Source organism: Psychrobacter sp. TWR1-1-1 (genome assembly GCF_049895865.1).
GTDB lineage: Bacteria > Pseudomonadota > Gammaproteobacteria > Pseudomonadales > Moraxellaceae > Psychrobacter > Psychrobacter immobilis_A.
In genome coordinates this window covers 1-20,463 of sequence record NZ_JAFCTE010000019.1, presented here as the reverse complement: position 1 = coordinate 20,463, position 20,463 = coordinate 1, and the positions used below count along the sequence as shown (strand labels likewise).

Sequence of the window (20,463 nt, the reverse complement as noted above, 5' to 3'; positions counted from 1 at the left end):
TTATAATGAATTCTGAAATACCCTCCTCTTAGGACTTGTAAGTATAGGATATATCGCATGAGCCAACACAGCAGTTCACTTACTGATCAAGCTACCAATGATGCTAGCGCAACAGCAGAGCATCAACCGCGTCAGAAACTACCGCACTATGAGCGTAGCGATGACTTGCGCGTCGTAATTACGGGTATGGGTGCGTTGACACCTTTGGGACTCGACGTCGATAGCTCATGGACTAAGCTGCTCAATGGTGATAGCGGCATCGCGCCAATTACACATTTTGATGCTACTGGCTATCGCGCTCAAATTGCTGGCGTGGTCAAGGATTTCGATGCCAAGCAATATATGAATGCCAAAGACGCGCGACGCTATGATGAATTTATTCATTATGGTATTGCCGCCTCTAGTATGGCATTACAGAACGCTGGTTTTATCGATGAAGTAAGTGCTGCTGATGCGCCCGTACACGGGGTTAATCAAGAACGATTCGGCATTATTTTAGGCTCAGGTATTGGTGGTATCCAAACCATTGAAAACAGTCGCGATACGCTACGAGAGAAAGGCGCTATGAAAGTTTCGCCCTTTATCATTCCTGGCTCTATTGTGAATATGGCAGCAGGCTTAGTCGCGATTAAACATACCTTAAAAGGTCCCAACCTTGCGACATCGACGGCTTGTACCACCGCTACCCATGCGATGGGTCTCGCTGCACGTTTGATTGCTTATGGTGACGCCGATGTCATGCTAGCAGGTGGTAGTGAAAAAGGCTCCAGCCCGCTTGGTATATCAGGTTTTGGTGCCATGCATGCCCTCTCAACTCGCAATGACGAACCGACCAAGGCGTCGCGTCCCTTTGACAAAGACCGTGATGGCTTTGTGCTCGGTGATGGCGCGGGTATGGTGGTACTAGAAAGCCTCGCTCATGCCAAAGCACGCGGTGCAACCATACTCGCTGAACTGGTCGGCTTTGGGATGAGTGATGATGCCAGTCACATCACCGCGCCGCCTGAAGATGGCAGCGGTGCGGCGCGAGCGATGCGTAATGCCCTAAATGATGCAGGTATTGAGCCATCGAGTGTTGGTTATGTCAACGCTCATGGCACCAGCACCCCTGCAGGTGATGTCGCTGAATCGATTGCTATTGAAACCGTTTTTGCCCCAGTTAAAGACCGCATTTTGGTCAGCTCAACCAAATCGATGACGGGTCATTTGCTTGGTGCCGCGGGTGCTGTTGAAGCCATATTCACCGTCCTTGCCCTACAGCATCAGCATGTGCCACCCACCATTAATTTGGACAATGTGGAAGACAACTGTAACCTCGACTATGTCGCCAACCAATCGCGCAAAGTTGAAAACCTACAGTATGCCGTATCCAATAGCTTCGGCTTTGGTGGTACCAATGGCTCGTTAGTATTTGCGCGCTGGCCCGTGAATCACTAAGGTATAAAACTCACCATATCGGTCGTTGTAACCTTGGTGTCAGATTTGCTACGTTTGTCCACTTGCAGCCCCTTATCGTATTTGCGTATGATAAGGGGTAATTTTTGGAACATTTATGGACGATACCATGTCAAGCTACTCATTTTCTCATCAGTTTTACCAGCGCTGGACGTGTGCGCCTGAACCTATTCGCGCAGCAATTACCCAAGAGCTAAAAGACATCACCACCTTACTGCAAAACGATACCCCATTTGAAAGCTTTGTCTTTAATACTCATGATTTGGATACCCACATCGATGAGCTCTACGAAAACCATGAAGCGGAGCAAGCCATCGCTAAAGCCATTACTGACAAAAAGGCCGAAGAGCAAGCGACCGCAGAAAAACAGCAGCGAGAAGAACAACAAAAAGTAAAAGCGGCAGAGGATGCCAGATTAAAAGAAAGTGCTAGATTAAAAGAAGCAGCCAAACTTCGTGAAGCAGCAGATACCGCGCAAAAAGAACAACAGAAAACTGAGCAAATAGCCGCTGAGAAGAAGAATATTGCTGATAAAACGACTGCTATGAATGCCAATGATGCGAGTGATTCAGAATCGCTCAGCATTGATAACACGGTTGAAAAAAACCAAAATGTTGAAAAATCGGCTGCGACGCAATCTAATACTGATGATAACCTTGTTACCAGCTCTGAGAACAAAACCATCAGTGAACATGCTAATGTCACTCATGACAAGCATATCAATGACGATCACAGTATAAAAGCGGTCAATGACAAAGCCAGTGCCGCCATCAAACTGGTACTGAAAGATGCGAAACTGAGTACCACGCATCAAGAGATGATCCGTGAGTTGGAAATGCAAATTGATGACTATCTCAGTGAGCAAATGATGCTGATGTCTGAGAATTTAAAATCTTGGTTACGTGCTGAAGTGACTCAAAATCTAAGCGAAGATGAAGCAAGAACTGACAAAGAGTCTAAACCAAGCTAAACGCTGCGTCCTACGCATCACTTTTTAGCAATAAATCCTCAGTAAAAATTCCTAGTACTAAAAAACCCCCGTAAACTTTACGGGGGTTTTTTCATTTTAGATTCGTCGATATGAGCGTTTACTTTAGATAGCCTTAGTCCGCTCAGTCAGCCAGTCAAGTGCCGCACCTTCAACGCGGTCTTTTAGCTCTGCATAGACTTGGCTATGATAATTATTCAACCAATCAATTTCGATTTGAGTCAATAATGATGACTCAATTAAACGGGTGTCAATTGGGCAGTAGGTAACGGTCTCAAAATTAAGAAAATCGCCAAATTCCGTCTCTACTGGTTGGGCAACACGTTTATTAACCATCAGGTTCTCAATACGGATACCGTATTTGCCTTCACGATATAGACCTGGCTCATTACTTGAGATCATGCCCTCTTTCATCGCACGCTCTTTCGGCATGCTGGCACTATAAGCAATCACTTGTGGACCTTCATGGACGTTCAAGAAATAACCAACGCCATGACCAGTACCGTGACCATAGTCCATCTGTGCCTGCCATAATGGTGCACGGCATATCGCATCGATGAGTGGTGAAGCGATACCATCAGGGAAATGCGCTTTTGCTAAGGCAATATGGGCTTTGAGTACGGTGGTAAAGTCACGTTTGTGTTCGCTGCTTACCTGTCCAATACCGACCACACGAGTGATGTCTGTGGTGCCGTTTTGATACTGAGCGCCTGAATCAATGAGTAATAAACCACCTTCACCTTCATTGACATCTAAGTAGCTAAATTTTTCTGGTGTTGCGCGATAATGCGGCAGCGCACCATTTTCATTAAAGCCTGCGATAGTCGGGAAACTTGGCGATACATAATGTGGCTGCTGACTGCGCACTTCGATGAGCATACTATCAACGTCCAGCTCGCTTAAACGCTCACCGTTTGCTAAACGCTGCTCAAATGCGGCAAAAAACTCACTTAATGCCGCGCCATCTTGACGCATGGCTTCACGCACATGGTCGATATCAGCGTCAGATTTAACCGATTTTAGCAAAGTACTTGGCGCCATTTGCTCAATAAAACCTATGCCATCGCCCATTTTAGATAACGTACCCACTGCCACTTTACTTGGGTCTAATAGCAATAAGTCATCAGCAGTCAATGTGCCCAACGCATCTTGCACAGCATCATAATCAGCAAGGGTGATACCGCTGTCTTTTAAGATTTGTGCTATCTCGCTACTGACTTTATTATTATCGATAAACAATGTCGCGTCATGTTCGCTAATGAGCATATGTGCCAAAAACACAGGGTTATAGTCAACATCAGCACCGCGTAAATTGGTCAACCAAGCAATATCGTCTAGGCTTGAAAGCAAGTGATGGGTTGCGCCTGCCTCAGCCATACCTGCGCGTACAGCGGCAAGTTTTGAGGTAGCAGACTGCGCGACAAACTGCGCATCGTGTTGATATAGACTGGCGGTTGGTAGCGCTGGACGATCGCTCCATATTTCTGTCAATACGTCACGCTCAGTGATTAACGTAATATCATTGGCATCAAAGGCATTCAACAATCTATCTTGCTCAGAGATAGACAATACATTGCCGTCGACTGCCACGCTATCCCCCTCAGCCAAATGCTCGGCGAGCCAATCAATATGATTTGGCTGACCCGGTGCAAGCTTCTCTAAGCTAATACCAGTACCTTCTAATTGGTCAGCGGCATGTACCCAATAGCGGCTGTCCGTCCATAATCCAGCAAAATCAGCGGTAACAACGAGCGTCCCAACTGAGCCTGTGAATCCTGATAACCATAAGCGCGCTTGCCAATATTCTGGCAGATACTCAGATAAATGCGGATCAGCAGACGGTACGATAATCGCGGTCAGATCTTGTGCTACCAACGCCTGACGTAGGCTGTCAATACGATCGTGGATGCTTTGTTTATTCATAAAAGGTGTCCTTATTGATTTTAAAAAATAAGATTTGGAAAAATCATATTGTGAGGCGACTATGGATAGTCGTCTTATTTGAGCGAGTAAACTGTTTTAAGCGTTAGTTATTCATCATTCATTGAATGCTCAGCATCTAAACCTGCGTAAGCCGCTCAATGTCTTAAAAATTAAAATGTTGTCAATGACCAGATAGATAAGGCTAAATATTTTTAGGAGCATTACAGCAGAGCATCATTAAATGTTTGGGCGGAAAGCGGACTTTCAATAGCGTGGGGGCAATAACTTACTAAGTGTCACCATAAAACGTGCTACCGATATGGTAACACGTCTCGCCATCTAACATTTTTGCTGGTATTGCTATTGATACTAAATCACGTTAATCGTGTGTCTGAATTAGCTCAGCTTATCTGCACGCTCGCTTTTTTGCAGCATATTATTGATCGGTTTGGCTAATGCCAATAAGACAACGGCTGTGACCACCAAAAAGATCGTCATCATCGTAAATAAGCCCGGCAACCCTTCGATCTTATCCGCTGATACTTGACCACCAAAGAACGCAGCAACCAAATTACCTAAAGCGAGAGAAGCAAAGAAAAGCCCCATCATCTGACCTTGCATGCCTTTTGGCGCAAGCTTAGTCATTGCAGACAGACCAACAGGACTGAGCGCCAACTCACCGAGAGTCAGTAATAATAAACTACCCACTAACCATAAAGGTGAAGCCAATCCACCATCGCTAGTCAAAATGCTTTTTGAGGCAAATATCATCAAAGCAAAGCCTGCAGCGGCAAACAACATACCAAGCGCAAACTTTACCATACTATTTGGCTCAAGACCTCGATTGGCAAGCTTGACCCAGACAATGCTGATGATCGGTGCTAATATTAAAATAAATAAGGGATTAAGCGACTGGAACCAAATACTAGGCACTTCAAAGCCTAAAACATTCAGGTCTGTATAGCGATCAGCGAACAGGTTAAAAGAGGTTGGCTGCTGCTCAAAGCTTGACCAAAATAGCGTCGAGCCGATGATTAAGATAAAACAAATTAACAAACGCAGCTTGTCAGTTTTGTCCAATCGCGGTGAGATAAACATGACAGCAAAGTATAGTATGACGACTGCTGCAATGAGGTAAGTCATATACTGAGCAACCATTTCAGGGTTAAATGGCATAATACCAGTCGACACTAAGACAGTAATGGCAGCAAGTAGCGCGAGAAACCCGCCAACCCAGCGACCTACATTTTTGAAACGTCCAGTCGTTTGTTCCCATTCAGGCGTAATGTTTTTGGCACGAGCATAACGATTTAAGGTTTTTTTAGCTGAAAAACGATAAATCAATAGTGAAGCTAACATGCCAAGACCACCGACACCAAAGCCTACATGCCACATACCTTTTTCTTTAAATACGCCAACGATAAGGGCAGCCAGTAGCGCACCAATATTGATACCCATATAAAATAGAGTGAAGCCACTATCACGGCGTGCATCGCCTTTGGGGTACAACGTTCCGACCATCACGGAGATACAGGTTTTAAATAAGCCTGAACCGAGAACGATACACATCAAACCCACAAAAAACAGCGTCATCCCAAACATAGCGGATAGTGCGATACACAAATGACCTAGGGCGATAATAATACTACCCCACCAGAGTGCACGCTCTTGACCGAGCCAATTATCAGCCAACCAGCCACCCGGTACTGCCGCTAAATATAACGAACCAGCAAAAATACCATAGATAGCAGAAGCTGTGACCTCATCGAAACCAAAACCGCCACTACCGACGGTCGCTACCATAAATAATACTAATAGTGGACGGATACTATAATAAGAGAATCGCTCCCACATTTCTGTGAAAAACAATGGACGGAGCGGCTTAGGGTGCCCCATAAATCCATTATCTAGTGCTGCCAATTCAGTAGCACTAACCTCTGACTTTGATTCTGTACTCATAACTTTATTCCTTTAAAGACCACTGTATTAACGACCAGACATATAATTATCCCGACAAGCGGTCATATAGGCGCATCATTGTTTCACCTAGATATAATCAAGTAAAGAAATAATTGGTCAATAATTACACAAACACCCACAAAAAAGCCCGCTATCATTGGCTGAAAGCGGGCTTTTATTTTTAGCATCAATGGCAGTGATGACGACGCTGTTGTGCTTATGGTATTACAATAATATTGCCATAATACTTAGGCTTTAAGCAAAAACACTTAGGTTTTAAGCAAAAATACTTAGACTTTAAGCGAAGCGGTTTGTCGAGCCGTACTTTAAAAAGGTAGCATCGACTTACGTATATTACTGTGCGGCTACCGCTTCATCAGTGGTATCACCCGCTTCCAAATCACCGTCTGCTTGCTCAGCCGTTAGATCAGCATCTGCAACCGCAGTTTGACTAACTGTACCAGAAGCAGTTGCAGTACCAGCTTCTGCGGTAACCACAGCGCTATCAGTATCGGTCGCTGGGGTGACGCTTGCATCTGCAGCAGTATCAGTCGCTGTAGCATCCGCGGCTACAGGTGCTGTTTCAGCTGGCGCAGTGTCTTCAGCAGCAATCGCTTCTGCTTCATCAGCCGCCGCTGAGGTTTCGGTTGTCTCAGCAGTACTGTGCTCGCCTGCTGGACGCAAAAATCCAGAAATACCAATAAGTAAGACGATACCTAAAAATAAGGCAACACCGCCTAAAGCAAATAAGAACTCTTTCTTAGGGTTGTTTTCGACAATATGTTCTGACATACCTTATCCACCTTGCACAAAATATTTAAAATATTGGTCTATTATATCGCAATTCGTACCGATTTGTTAAAACCCTTAAGTATTTAAAGGATTTATTATCAACAAACTTTGCCACTCGCTTTTGTGGTTAATTATCATAACCATTCGAGCGATTCATTATGACTGGTAATAATAGCCAGTTATTTTAGCGACTTACCCAAACGCGGTTGCGGCATCCCACGCTTACCAAAGTAGCTCAAGACAAGTAACAGCGTAATGATAAAGAGAATCGGATAATTACCGAAGCTCATAAAAGGTGTATTACCAACCCGCGCCTGAACATCACCGCGCAATACTGTGCGCTCAAACTGCGGTGCACGCTCGACGATACGACCTTTGTGATCGATGATCGCTGTCACGCCCGTATTGGTCGCGCGCATAAACCAACGCCCATTCTCTAGCGCGCGCATCTGCACCATTTGCAGATGTTGCAATGGACCTGCCGACGTACCAAACCAAGCATCGTTTGAGATGGTCAATAAGAAGTCCGTGCCAATCGCGTTTTTACGAGTGGTATCAGGGTAAGCCACTTCATAACAGACTGCTGAGCCCAAATTATGACCACGTACACGCAGCGGTGATTGGTTGTCACTACCACGACTATAGCTCATGATTTCTTGACTACCAGCAAGATTTGGCAAGATATCTAACATGCCTTCGAAGGGAATATATTCACCAAATGGCACCAGACGCTGCTTTTTATACATCCCTTCAGCGTCACTACCTAGCGCAACCACGCTATTATAAAATGGCGGATATTTATCCGTTTTTGGGTCAAAGTTTTCTAAATCTCGATAAGGAATACCTGTTACCCATGTGGTATCTGTTTCTTTGGCCATTTTAACCATTTCACTGATAAAGCCAATCGCTTCATCTTGAAACATAGGAATAGAGGATTCTGGCCATAAGACGATATCGCGATCCCACTCAGTACTTGTCAGAGTTGCATAAATTTTCAGGGTTTCTATTTGATATTCGGTGAGCCATTTTAAATCTTGTGGAATATTACCTTGGATTAAGGACACGGACAAATCAGGCGTGCCTTTTGGTTTCGTCCATTGCGGATTAATCAACCATAACGCGCTGCTAATTACCAACAATGCTATCGACGGAATCATATAGCCGCCACGGCGACGCAATAGCTCAACCAAACTGGCTGCCAATAATACCGCCACAAAAGACACTGCAAAGACGCCAGCGACTGGTGCTAATGACGATAACCAATACTGCTCCGTAAAGGCATAACCGACAAACAACCACGGAAATCCAGTGAACAGCCACGTTTTCAGCCACTCTTGGAGTATCCATAACGCCGCAAACGACAACGGCTGACGACCGACCATACGGTTGAAAACCAACGCCAAAAAGCCATGGAATAACCCCATGCCTAACCCCATCAGCGCAATCATAATCAGCGCAAGCCATGCTGGCGTATCGCCATAAACATGAATAGAGGTGTATAACCAAAATGCACCAACGCACCAAAGCCCCGTACCGTAAGCCTGACCGATAAGAAAAGCACGCTTGCCACTCATATCAGGCATCAGTAAGGCGTATAAAATAGCAGGCGACACTAGCGCCAGTGGCCAAATGCCATAAGGCGCAAGTGCAAATATAAACACCGACCCTGCCAACAACGCAATCAATACCGTCAGCGCTATAGGCAAACCCTTGGGCTTATCAGGGTTCAGGCGTTTTTGTAAATCAACAGTAGACAGGCGCATAGCAGTTATCCAAAACCATATTTTTCAAAATTTTAAGCGTCAACATTCAGATGAAAACCAAGCTGAAGCAGACCGTATTGTGTTTTGTACAGTATCTAAAAGTTAAACCCGCCCATGATACCAGTCTCAACCCATTAATAGGTAACATTGCGTAGCAAATACCCAATAGCAAACACAAAAAAACACGACCGCAATCGTGTTTTTTTGAGTATATCAAACAATGTTTAGGTCGCTATCGACACATCAATGACTGCCTATCAATATTTGCTGATCAGGATTGATTTTGGTGAGCTCAAGATTTTGGATAAAACGCCCTTCAACATCAGTAATAGTGATTTTCCAATCATCTATCACCACGCTTTCACCTTCCAAATCGCCCACATAACCAAGCGCCTGCATGACTAGACCACCCATGGTATCGACATCCGTATCATCAAAATGACTGCCAAGCTCATCATTACAGTCTTCAATCACGGTAGACGCTTGCACACGCCAGGTATTTGGTTTTTCAGGATCAGCGACGATGTTATTGATATCACTGTCTTCATCGAAGTCATCATGCTCATCGACGATGTCACCGACAATCTCTTCAAGCAAGTCTTCCATGGTAACGACACCGCCAAAGTTGCCGAATTCATCGACGACAATCGCCATATGTACTTGGGTACGCTGCAATGAGCGTAACAAGGTATCAGAACGTGCCGTCTCACTAATATATAGCGGCTGACGTACCAGATCTCTCAAACGTTTGCTATCGATTTTATCTTCTTGATCGCGCACCATATGCACAAGAATAGGAATCAAATCTTTGGCCAATAAGATGCCAATGACGGCATCATCATCTTGACTGTCAAAGACAGGATAACGCGAATGGGTGGTCTCAAGGATGATATCCATCACCTCAGCGAGACTGGTGCTTTCGTGCAGCCCAACCACTTGCGGACGCGGAGTCATAATTTCGCGCACTTGTGTCGCAGGCAGATCCAGCACGCCTTCCAACATATCGACGGTATCAGGCTCTAAGAACTGGCGCGAGTCTTGTACCAGACGAATCAATTCGTCACGGGTTTCGGGGGCGGTCGATAGCCAGCGTTTTAAGCCGCGCATCGACCAACTACTCGGGCTGGGAGTGTCGTCAGACATGGTGATGTGATTTAACCTCTTTAGTTAATAACAATTAAAATAATACGTAATAACAGACGTAGATGGGGATGAATACAGCAAATAAAACAGATCTTTGATTATTAAATTATAAATAGAGCAGATCAAAGTAGCTTCACTTTAGCGCAAGGCTCACCGACATTCAACGATAAATTCACTCAAATTGTATTGTCAGTACGTTATAAACTTTGCTATGGTCAAAGCCTTCACACACCAAAGCACACCCTATGTCGCTACGTTCCTTTTTCTCTCGCCTGCTCACGCCGCACTCACATAGCCATCGTTCAGATAACGGCTTGGACACGCTTGAGTCAAATAATCATGGTTCAAATAGATACGGCTTAAAAAACAACACTGCGAATGGTCGCCAACCGACACCTACATGGCGATATTATCTTGTACAGTTTTTCATCATTATTACCTTGCTACTGTCAGCCGTTTGGTTATTGCTGGCGATTTGGTATCAGTTTGGGGCAGGCTCTGCCATCACTTGGTTAACCGCACTTTTCATTGTTGGTGTACTAACAGCCTTACTGGGCGTTCGCTGTTGGCCAAAAATGGCTAAGCGCTTTGATCATAAACAAGGCAGCAGTAAACCATGGAGCAACAAAGCAACCATAAGTAGCAAGTCAGCAAATAAATGGTTAACCGCTTTATATGGCGCTATTTGGTTGGTAGGCGTTGGCTGGTTTTTTTCTATTGAACCTCAACAAGAGCGCGACTGGATGGCTGAGGTAAGTGAAAGAGTCACTTACGAGCGCGATGCAACCAATCCTGATTTGGTGACCCTAACCAATGTACGCAACTTTGATTGGCATACCGACACGGAGGCGACCGAACGCTGGGACACACGTACCATTGATATGTCCAAACTATCTGGCCTCGATGTCACCAACTCTTACTGGATGGGTCCACTGATTGCCCATACGTTGGTCAGTTTTCGTTTTGAAGATGATAGACCGCTTGCTTTCTCATTTGAGATTCGTAAAGAAGAAGGCGAATCGTTTTCGGCATTGGCAGGGTTTTTTAGACGCTATGAGCTGAGCCTGATTGCCGCAGAAGAGCGCGATATTATCTATACCCGAACGAATGCGCGTGGCGAGCAAGTTTATCTATTTCCCGTTAGTAACTTGCAGCAGCACGAGGTCAAGTCACTATTTGAATCTTACTTAACCGCTGCCGATGAATTGAATGCCAAGCCTGCTTGGTATAACACATTACTCAGTAATTGCACCAATATCATTTTTTATATGGCGCGTATCGTCAGTGGTGATCGCCTGCCGTGGGATTATCGTATTTGGGTCTCTGGCTGGCTGCCAAATTATCTATATGATGTCGGTATGCTTGACGCTACTCCAGAAAATACTGGACAGCCTTGGTCAATGGATACATGGTACGAGCGTACCCATATCAACTCAAAGGTTAAAGGATTTGATAATCAAATCAATCTAGAGTCTGGCCTTAATAGCAACGAAAACAGCCGCGAGTTCTCTGAGCAAATTCGTCAGGACATTCCTATCCCGCCATTGGCTGACACGCAAGAAGATGCTGAGGCAAAAGCCAAATCTGCAGCTCATGCTTCTTATTAAAATTAAGTAGCATTATACTTTTACCCTGCAATAACACCAACGTCACTGATGTCACCGATTTCAGTAACTCTCAGTATTATCAAGGCTTAACCCAGCTGACCACCCGCTCCTCCATCGCTTCATCAGACATACCAGTCTCAGAAACACAGCGCCCAGCCACGCCAACATTGGCAGCACGCATTTGTTGCTGCGTTACCACTGCATCTTGGGTCAATAACAAATGCCAACTTGGCAAATTTTTTCCTTTATACAAACGCTTATACGCGCAGTGCGAAGGCAACCACATCATCTGCGGGAGATTGTCCATGGTTAGCTGAATACAGTCTGGCACATGCTCTTGACGCGTGTCATAGTGCTGGCAATAACCTGTCGTACAGTCCATTAGCTGGCAAGTCACATCGGTATACTCGACCAACTCTTCATCCACATCACCATGCTCATCTTCGTCAATATACTTAATCAAACAGCAGCTGCCACAGCCATCACACAATGCTTCCCATTCGCTATGATTGAGTTCTGACAATGCAAAGCGCGACCAAAAATTCGGACGCAATGTGTCATTGAGTTTACTGTCATGGTCGCTATTACTTTCATTACCACTGTCAGGAAATAAGCTCACAGCTGATTTTTCCGTGACTTTTAGCGGCAAAGTTGCGTCAGAGTCTAGGTGGGCTGCACAGTTGTTTAACAAGTTTAGTGTCATAAAGGTGCCGTAGCATTTTGATAAAGAGCGTTACAGTATTATAGCTGTTTTTGCCTAGGTTGAGCGTTAAGGTAGTAAAAGTAAGAAAAACGATATAGCAAAAACACAGACAAATAACCTTTATAACGTAAAACTCCTCACATAAAAAAGGATAATAATATGTCAATTAAGACTTTTGAATTAATCAGTACCACCGAAAACGGTGTCCAGCTTATCAGCTATGTGGCATTGCCAGAAAATGCATCTGACGACCATCCTGTTGCGGGAATTTTAGTAGCGCCAGAATGGTGGGGTATCGTTGATCACCCAAAATCAGTGGTCGAGCGCTTGGCAGAAGCAGGTTATGCCGCCGTCGCAATGGACGTGTACGGTGAAGGCAAGCTGACCACCGATGCCACGCAAGCGAATATGTGGATGGAGCAAGTATTAGAAGATCAAGATATGCTGATGTCGCGCTGCCGTTTAATCCTTAATGACTTTAGCGACCAACTAGCCGTTGATGGTGACAATCTAGCAGCGATTGGCTTTTGCTTTGGTGGTAAGGTCGTGCTTGATATGGCTCGCGAAGGTATGCCATTAAAAGCGGTCGCCACTTTCCATGGCAACCCAACACCAAAACAGCCAGCGGATAAAAACTTCACCGCTAACGTATTGGTTGCTCACGGTCGCGATGATTCAATGGTATCCATGGAAGCAATAGAAGGTCTAAAATCAGAACTAGATGCTGCTGGTGTTGACTATATTATCGATGTTTATGACAACGCTAAACATGGCTTTACCAACCCACATGCTGATGAGCGCGCTGCTAAAAATAATGTTGATCTTGGCTACAATGAAGCCGCTGCCAAGCAAAGCTGGGAAAACATGCTTGAATTTATGGAAAATAACTTAGGTAAATAACTTAGGTAAATAATCTTTGGATCAGGCATATCAATAGCTGTTTTCAGGTTATTAACCCACTATTTATTAATCCCTATCTATTAACCCAATATATAGCAGAGTGCGTCCGCCGCACTCTGCTTTTTTTGATCATACAAAACCCACATTGCTCATTATATACTTACAAAGGCTTACTATTAGTAAGGATTTAAGACGCTAACATGGTTATTGCACAGTCGTGATTCATAAAATCGGTCACACCACTTGCTGATAGCTTACTAATCACTCACTAATAATAAGGTAAAACCATGAAAACCATCCAACAACTATTCGACTTTCATCATAAAACCATCATTATCAGTGGTGCAGCAGGCGCTATTGGTAGCGAGGCGGCACGGTTTTTAAGCTCATTAGGAGGCAACATTGTCCTCGCTGATTTAAATGAAGATAAAGTGAAGCAAATTGCCGCTGATATCGAAAAAGAAACAGGCAATGCAACCTTAGGTATGAAAACCGACTTTACTGACGAGACGCAAATTGCAGCCTTGGTCGATGCAACTATTGCAAAATTCGGTAAGATTTCTGCAGTAGTTAACAACGTCGGTTGGGGTGCAAATACGCCCTTATGGGAGTCTACCACCGAAAAAATGGTCAATGCGTATAAGCTCAACACCTTGGGATCTTATCATTTGACTCGTTTATGTATGCCGTATTTAAAAAAAGAAGAAAACGCCTCTGTGGTATTTTCTGGATCCATGGTTGGCAATACACCATCGCCAGAATTTATCGAATACAGCACAGCTAAAGCGGGCTTGCTAAATATGGTGAAAAGTATGGCGGTCGCATCAGGTCCTGAAGTGCGCTTTAACTCATTAATTATTGGTACAGTAGATAATGGTGCTTCCTCTGAAGAAGCCGGTTATACCCAAGAGATGATCGATAATGTGGTCAAAGGTATCGTCCTAAAACGACGTGGCGTGCCAGCAGATATTGCTCAAGCGATGGCGTTTTTGTTAAGTGATGCAGCGTCTTGGATTACTGGTGCTGAACTGACAGTCAATGGCGGCGGCGTTTACAAAAGTAAAATGCCAACCTCATAAACTCAGCCATCACTTTAATCATAAATTTATAAACGATACATAATAGGGCGTGTTGAGCATTCGACCATACTGGGTAGGATTTTATCTACTCAGTATTTTTTATGCATAAACCTATTTTGGACTTGGAACATAAACCATGGCAACAACATTAAACGCAAAATTGCTAAAAGGCGCTATGCTTACTGGCGTAATCAATGCTTTCATTAACGGCGGCATACAATATTTCTTCTTAAAAACATACTCATCAATCGCAATATCTGTTGACTCTATTACCAATAATGAAGACACAGTACTCGGTACCTCTGTTACCTTATCGATTACGTTAGCCATGATTTTAACTATGGTGGCTTATTTTGGTATCAAAGAAAAAAAAGTAGCCTTCTTCCCAACTGCTTTTTGGTTGACGATAAAGCATGGATTTTTTACCTTTGGGGTATTGACCTCTCTTGCTGTACTATGGCAAAAATACGCAGGTACAGTCGAAGTATCTTTGATTTCAGCTTTAATTATTATCGGTGTTATTGCAGGTATCGTCTCAGGGATGGTGAATTATCTAACCTTGCGTGAATGTACGTTGTCAGAAAGACATAAATTATATACCGCTTAAATATCTTAGTTTATAAAGCATCAAGGTCAGCTCCATAATCGTGAACGAATAATCTTTGGCTAAGCCGTTTATTTTGATGAGCGCTTTGCTTGTGTTTGCTTTGAAATCGAGTCATCATCAAGCCATCAAATATTGAGTAACGGTGTGGTAGCGCTATGTCTGATATCAGCGGGTTTGTATTGCTTGTTTGTCTAGTAGTGATTATCGTTTTTTACAATAAACTAAAGCGACGCGTTGATCAGCTTCAACGAGACATCACGCAACTGCAAGATGAGTTACAAGCGCAGCAACACCGTGTCAGCTCTATGAATAATAACGCCGATAATGACATTGACGTTCATACTGAACCAATGACTCAAACGCTAGCTGAGACTCACTCGCCCCAACCTATTGTTGAGGAGCTATTTGACTCAGCACCTCCTTTACCTACTGCTACGATTCACCCGAAACCAGCCCCTTCTCCAAAAAAGCCATCACCCATAGAGCCTGATGAGCGCTCACTGCCTATCGTCACTTCGCTGATTCACTCCATCAAAAACTGGTTCTTTGGCGGTAATCTAGTCGTACGCGTTGGCGTGATCGTCCTAATTATCGGTGTGGTGCTACTACTTCGCTTGTTAAGCGACTATATCGAAGTGTCGATAGCATCCAAGCTTTTAGCGATTGGCATCCTCGGTTTAGGTCTGGCAGCATTAGGTCTAAAATTGGCAAAAAATCGCTTTGCTTATGGCATCACTCTACAAGGCGCAGGCTTAGCGATTGCGTATTTAACGACCTTTTTTGCCTATAGCGTTTACCAAGTCCTGCCTAGTTTACCGAGCTTTATTGGGCTTGGGCTATTATCTGCGATTACCATTGCACTCGCCGTGCGTCAAAACGCTTTTCCGCTGGCGTTGTTGGCATTATCGGGTGGTTTTTTTGCGCCTATTTTGACCAGTGAAGACACGGGCAGTTTGGTGATATTGTTTAGTTACTATCTGCTATTGAACGTGACGATTGCGATTATCGCGCATTACCGCCCATGGAAAATACTGAATTTATTCGGTGTCACTGTGACCTTTGGATTGGCTTACTACTGGGGCATCAGTGAAAATTTGAGCACAGTCATTGAGGCGCAGCGCTGGTCTTTAGTCCTACTGGTCACCTTACATTTACTGCTATATCTGTTTGTCGTCATTCGCTATGCTCAACAAATCATTGCCTACAATACTCTTAATGAAACAGACATCATCCAGACAGATAGCGCAGACAACGTAAAGCATTTAGATAGCGTTCACGCAAGAAATAATAGCTATGTATTCCCTCTTGATACTGGCTTGCTGTTTTCAGTGCCGATATTAGCCTTTGGTTTATTTGCGGCATTATTAGATGACATTCCTAACGCTTTAACCATCGCTAGTGCTATTTTAGCCACTGTTTATTTAGGACTCGGCTGGTTGTTTGTGCAGCGTAGCCAGCGTTACGCCTTAATCACCGAGGGCATGCTGGCTTTAGGATTTGGTTTTTTGGCGCTGGTAATCCCTTTAGCATTAGATGCTGAATGGATTGCTTTTGGCTGGTCAGTACAAGGGTTGGCACTGGTGTGGTTTGGACGGCGCTCACTACGCGCATGGTCAGTGTTATTTGGTTTGTTATTGCAGCTAATCAGTATCTGTATGCTGATGGTAAAAGTCGTCTTCGCCATTCAGGATTATCCAACATTGACCTTAACCATTTCGGCTATGACTTATCTAGCCACTGTATTTATTTTACGCACGAACAACTCGCCAGCTATGCTAAATGATAGTTTGAACGAAGACTTAAATAATAGCTTAGCATTCTCCCAAGAGCAAAACGCCACGCCAGATGCGATAGCAACCTATGCCAACGCATTAGGTATTAGCACTCATGCCGCTCAGCAATGGCTAACCTCAATCAACAGCCACAGCACCGTGTTTAATCTTGTTTGGCACAGTCCTATACTCATAAGATTTTTGACCTTTACGGCTATAGCGTGGCTACTACAAGTGCTGCTGCTTGATTTTAACCAGTGGTTTGCCAGTTGGACACTAGCAACGACGACCATGATTGCACTCGCAGCACTGGTCAGCCTTGCCATTTATTGGACAATCAATCGTTATCGCTCGTGGATAGAAATCAGACAACTTAGCCACGGCTTATCGATCGTCTTTTATCTCATGCTCGTTCTACAGTTACCGCAAAAATTCGAGTTTCATTTATCATGGCAAGGAGCAGATTGGCTACTATTTACGGGTTTAATCATTGGTTGGTTGATTGTCGGACAATCGTGGTTAAAGACATGGTACGACCATTCCGAGCTGTCACGCTATGATGGCACAAGCTGGCTGGGAGCTAGCATTCTAATCATTGCTACCGCCGCCCACTATGGGCTCGCAGATTCCGCTGGGGTGATGGCTGTCTTGATTCCAGCCATTTTAATACTGGCTGGATTATGGTGCTGTCATCATTATGCCAGCTATCGTAAGCAAAATAAGCGTACGAATCAGGTATTAAAACAAAGCCCACTATACTGGTTTGATTGGCAACAAGCGCTATTAAGCTGCGCGGCTATCTTTGCGCCCATTGCTTTAAGTTGGGTCATCATTACCAACTGGTCTTATGATGGGGTGATTTGGGGACTGTCCTACTTCCCACTACTGAATTTATACGACATTACCTCATTGCTGACGCTATTGGTTGGTTTTAGTCTATATTACATGAGCCAACATCGCCGCGATGAGAGTATTATCGAATCAAGTGCAGCCCCCCAAACTAAGCGCATATTTACCGCCGATTATTTATTGGTTATGTTGGGACTTATCAGCTTTTGGCTGATTCCCAGTATGTTGGTCAGAACCCTACATGCCTTTATCGGTACACCGCTGTGGGACAGCGCTCAGGGCGGCGCATGGAATAGCGAGCAAGTGCAGACAGGGTTGACTATTTTATGGACGCTCTTAGCTTTAGTCGCCACCATCGTCGCCAGTCGCTATTGGCAGCGGACGCTTTGGTTTATGGGCATCGGGCTATTAGGTATTGTCGTACTCAAACTGGTATTGGTTGACCTGTCACAGACAGAAGCGATTTGGCGAGTGATATCTTTCCTTGGCGCAGGCAGTTTGATTCTGCTCATTGGTTATCTTGCACCGTTACCCCCTGCCCGCGATGAAATAGAAAATCCAGCTCAAGAGTAGCCGCGCATCTGGTTGGGCGAAATTGTAGCGTGAACAAGGTGGTTCTGTAGTAAACTGGACACCATGAAAAGTAAATGACGATCGTCTTACTTTGCGCATTTTTTATAAAAGGCTATGAAAGCAGATGGATAAGAGAGCAAGTATTCAGTGGTTCCCTGGGCACATGAACAAAGCCCGTAACGAAATCAAAGAAATCATGCCGCAGATGGATTTGGTCATCGAGGTGATCGATGCGCGTATCCCATATAGTAGTGAAAACCCAATGGTCGCGGCATTGCGCGGCGAAAAACCCGTCATCAAAATCCTGAACAAAGCCGACCTTGCTGATCCTGAATTGACCCAAGCGTGGATGGACTATCTTGAGCAGCAAAGCGGTGTGAAAGCCATTGCTTGCGATACTGATAAAGCTAATGATGTCAAACGTATCATCGCCATCTGTAAACAACTTGTGCCCAATAAAGTGGGTACGGGTCGCCAAATCAAAGCCATGATTATGGGGATTCCAAACGTCGGTAAATCGACGTTGATTAATACCTTGGCTGGACGTGCTGTCGCAAGAACTGGTGATGAGCCAGCGGTCACTAAGTCGCAGCAATTGATTAAGCTGGACGATGACATCATGCTCTATGATACGCCCGGTATGCTATGGCCAAAGGTCGAAAACGAAAACTCTGGCTATCGTCTGGCAGCGACGGGCGGTATTCGTGACACGGCTTTTGACTTCGCTGATGTTGCCAGCTATACCGCTGAATACTTGATGCAAGCCTATCCTGAGCTGCTAAAAACTCGCTATAAAATTGAAGCGCTACCAAAGACTGATTGGGAGTTTTTTGAAGTCGCTGGACGCAATCGCGGCTGTGTACGTTCGGGCAATCAAGTCGATACGTACCGCATGTCTGAGATTTTGATCAACGAGTTACGTAGTGCTAAGCTTGGGCGTATTACGCTTGAGACGCCAGCCATGTCTGAAGCTGAAGAACTCGTCGTCGCCGAGCAACGCTTAGCAGCAGAAGAGAAAAGAATCGCTAAAGAAGAAGAAAAACGCTTACGTCGTTTGAAAACGCGGAAGAATCGAAAGTAGGTTACCGGAACATAATCCTACTATAGTTTGATATTGATAATATGCGTACTTATTTACTCTAAAAACTTCTAAGGTACATCTTGGACTATGAGAAATAAAAAGACTAAATGGCTAATTTATACAGTACTTGTAGGTTTAATTCCCATTCTGGCAAGATTTATGGTTTGGTTTGTAACCAAAGAAGGTAGTCTCGATCTATTATCAGCCTCTGATTTTGTTGCTTTCGGATTAGTTTTGCACATCTCTAATATCAACGAAATAGAACACTACGAAGGACAACGAGAACAGTGGAAAACTGTCCAAAATGGTATTTCGATTACATTTATAGCTTTTTATAGCATTTTATTAGCTTTGAATCTAGTTGGAGCAGATGTTATTGATATTAAAGCTATAACATTTTGTGCTATTGGTTTATCAGTAGTTTCATTTGTTATCAGCTACTCAGTATATGATGCAGTTTCAAGAATACCTATTACTTCTGTTGAGAATAAAATATGACTACTATAATTATAGTTGCGACTATTATCTTAGCTTTGATAGGTATACTTATAGCTGTTTGGTCAATAGTAGATACTAGAAGAAAACACTATGATGACTATATAAAAAGGAAAAGAAGTGATTAAAAATATTATATATCTTGATGAAGACAAAATGTATTCGCTATCTTCACAGCTTTTTGAGGGAGTAACTGAATACGTTTTGAATGAGAAGAACTTAGAAAAATCAGAATCAGAACAACAAAAAGGTTCTATGAATAGCGGTAGAATAGTTGGCGATATCTTAAAAAACAGTGAAAGAAACACAGAAAAGAAGTTTTTAAATGACTACTCATATACTCTTTTTGAAAAAAAGCTTATTGAAGAAAATAAAGTACTGACAGTTTCATACGAAAGCTCTAGTTTAGAGAAACTGATAAAAGAAAAATCATTTATAAAAGTCACAGCAAAGGCAACATTCAACGATATAGATTCAATAATAAGTACTCTTAATAACTTTAACCGAATGGGTAAAGCACTAACATATGTTACTAATTACGAAAATATTAAGTTAGTTAAAGCGGAACTCTCGAGAGTTCAAAAAGGAAAAGATGAAAGAGATAAAATTAGCGTGCTGAACGCTGAAATTAAGAGAATTAGTGATATAGATAAACTAGACCTCTTGCAAAAGTCATAAACCAAGCTCGAAATTCACAACAGCGGCGAATAGCTTCATTCTAAGATCATAGCGCTGACGACGGTTGCGATATTTATGAGCAACAATTTTGAACAA

General features: G+C 43.7%; 16 protein-coding genes. 10 read left to right on the top strand and 6 right to left on the bottom strand.

Annotation, left to right across the window (positions count from 1 at the left end; translation table 11 throughout):
* The first annotated feature begins 57 nt into the window (after positions 1-57).
* Both fabF and ACP69U_RS12635 read left to right on the top strand, forming a co-directional pair.
* Positions 58-1,437: a beta-ketoacyl-ACP synthase II gene (gene fabF / locus ACP69U_RS12640; RefSeq protein ID WP_372815712.1), complete on the top strand. Its 1,380-nt coding sequence runs from the start codon at positions 58-60 to the stop codon at positions 1,435-1,437.
* A gap of 115 nt (positions 1,438-1,552) precedes the next feature.
* The gene (locus ACP69U_RS12635) at positions 1,553-2,425 is read left to right on the top strand and encodes a hypothetical protein (RefSeq protein WP_426138685.1); all 873 of its coding nucleotides are present in this window, start codon (positions 1,553-1,555) and stop codon (positions 2,423-2,425) included.
* A 123-nt stretch (positions 2,426-2,548) separates the two neighbouring features.
* Here ACP69U_RS12635 and ACP69U_RS12630 read toward each other — a convergent pair whose 3' ends face one another.
* From ACP69U_RS12630 to ACP69U_RS12610, 5 genes are all read right to left on the bottom strand, one after another.
* Positions 2,549-4,366 (bottom strand): aminopeptidase P family protein, encoded by a 1,818-nt coding sequence (locus ACP69U_RS12630; protein ID WP_314885777.1) that lies wholly within the window; start codon positions 4,364-4,366, stop codon positions 2,549-2,551.
* A gap of 396 nt (positions 4,367-4,762) precedes the next feature.
* Positions 4,763-6,325 carry a peptide MFS transporter gene (locus ACP69U_RS12625; protein WP_198329979.1) on the bottom strand — a complete coding sequence of 521 codons (1,563 nt, stop codon included), beginning with the start codon at positions 6,323-6,325 and terminating at the stop codon, positions 4,763-4,765.
* A 354-nt stretch (positions 6,326-6,679) separates the two neighbouring features.
* Entirely contained in the window at positions 6,680-7,117 is a 438-nt protein-coding gene (locus tag ACP69U_RS12620; RefSeq protein ID WP_426138683.1) for a hypothetical protein, read from the bottom strand.
* Positions 7,118-7,296: 179 nt separating this feature from the next.
* Positions 7,297-8,880 carry an apolipoprotein N-acyltransferase gene (gene lnt, locus ACP69U_RS12615; RefSeq protein ID WP_238034586.1) on the bottom strand — a complete coding sequence of 528 codons (1,584 nt, stop codon included), beginning with the start codon at positions 8,878-8,880 and terminating at the stop codon, positions 7,297-7,299.
* 243 nt (positions 8,881-9,123) lie between these two features.
* Positions 9,124-10,023, bottom strand: a complete 900-nt coding sequence (locus ACP69U_RS12610; protein WP_045445952.1) for a CBS domain-containing protein — start codon at positions 10,021-10,023, stop codon at positions 9,124-9,126.
* Between the two features lie 245 nt (positions 10,024-10,268).
* On the opposite strand from ACP69U_RS12610, the gene ACP69U_RS12605 reads away from it, so the two are divergent.
* Complete coding sequence (locus tag ACP69U_RS12605; RefSeq protein WP_426138682.1) at positions 10,269-11,630, top strand: DUF4105 domain-containing protein; 1,362 nt, start codon at positions 10,269-10,271, stop codon at positions 11,628-11,630.
* A gap of 79 nt (positions 11,631-11,709) precedes the next feature.
* On the opposite strand, the gene ACP69U_RS12600 is transcribed toward ACP69U_RS12605, so the two are convergent.
* On the bottom strand, positions 11,710-12,249 hold the full coding sequence (locus tag ACP69U_RS12600; protein ID WP_426138681.1) for a YcgN family cysteine cluster protein: 540 nt from the start codon (positions 12,247-12,249) through the stop codon (positions 11,710-11,712).
* 243 nt (positions 12,250-12,492) lie between these two features.
* Here ACP69U_RS12600 and ACP69U_RS12595 point away from each other — a divergent pair, with 243 nt between their 5' ends.
* The 7 genes from ACP69U_RS12595 to ACP69U_RS12565 all read left to right on the top strand — a co-directional run bounded on the left by ACP69U_RS12595 (position 12,493) and on the right by ACP69U_RS12565 (position 20,367).
* The gene (locus ACP69U_RS12595) at positions 12,493-13,233 is read left to right on the top strand and encodes a dienelactone hydrolase family protein (protein WP_426138680.1); all 741 of its coding nucleotides are present in this window, start codon (positions 12,493-12,495) and stop codon (positions 13,231-13,233) included.
* A gap of 287 nt (positions 13,234-13,520) precedes the next feature.
* On the top strand, positions 13,521-14,312 hold the full coding sequence (locus ACP69U_RS12590; protein ID WP_426138679.1) for an SDR family NAD(P)-dependent oxidoreductase: 792 nt from the start codon (positions 13,521-13,523) through the stop codon (positions 14,310-14,312).
* Positions 14,313-14,448: 136 nt separating this feature from the next.
* Entirely contained in the window at positions 14,449-14,919 is a 471-nt protein-coding gene (locus ACP69U_RS12585) for a hypothetical protein (RefSeq protein ID WP_314885784.1), read from the top strand.
* Positions 14,920-15,074: 155 nt separating this feature from the next.
* Positions 15,075-18,113 (top strand): DUF2339 domain-containing protein, encoded by a 3,039-nt coding sequence (locus tag ACP69U_RS12580; protein ID WP_426138678.1) that lies wholly within the window; start codon positions 15,075-15,077, stop codon positions 18,111-18,113.
* A 124-nt stretch (positions 18,114-18,237) separates the two neighbouring features.
* The gene (gene ylqF, locus ACP69U_RS12575; protein ID WP_045452455.1) at positions 18,238-19,194 is read left to right on the top strand and encodes a ribosome biogenesis GTPase YlqF; all 957 of its coding nucleotides are present in this window, start codon (positions 18,238-18,240) and stop codon (positions 19,192-19,194) included.
* A gap of 87 nt (positions 19,195-19,281) precedes the next feature.
* On the top strand, positions 19,282-19,692 hold the full coding sequence (locus ACP69U_RS12570) for a hypothetical protein (RefSeq protein ID WP_201560905.1): 411 nt from the start codon (positions 19,282-19,284) through the stop codon (positions 19,690-19,692).
* A gap of 117 nt (positions 19,693-19,809) precedes the next feature.
* Entirely contained in the window at positions 19,810-20,367 is a 558-nt protein-coding gene (locus ACP69U_RS12565; RefSeq protein ID WP_426138677.1) for a DUF6414 family protein, read from the top strand.
* Positions 20,368-20,463 lie beyond the last annotated feature (96 nt).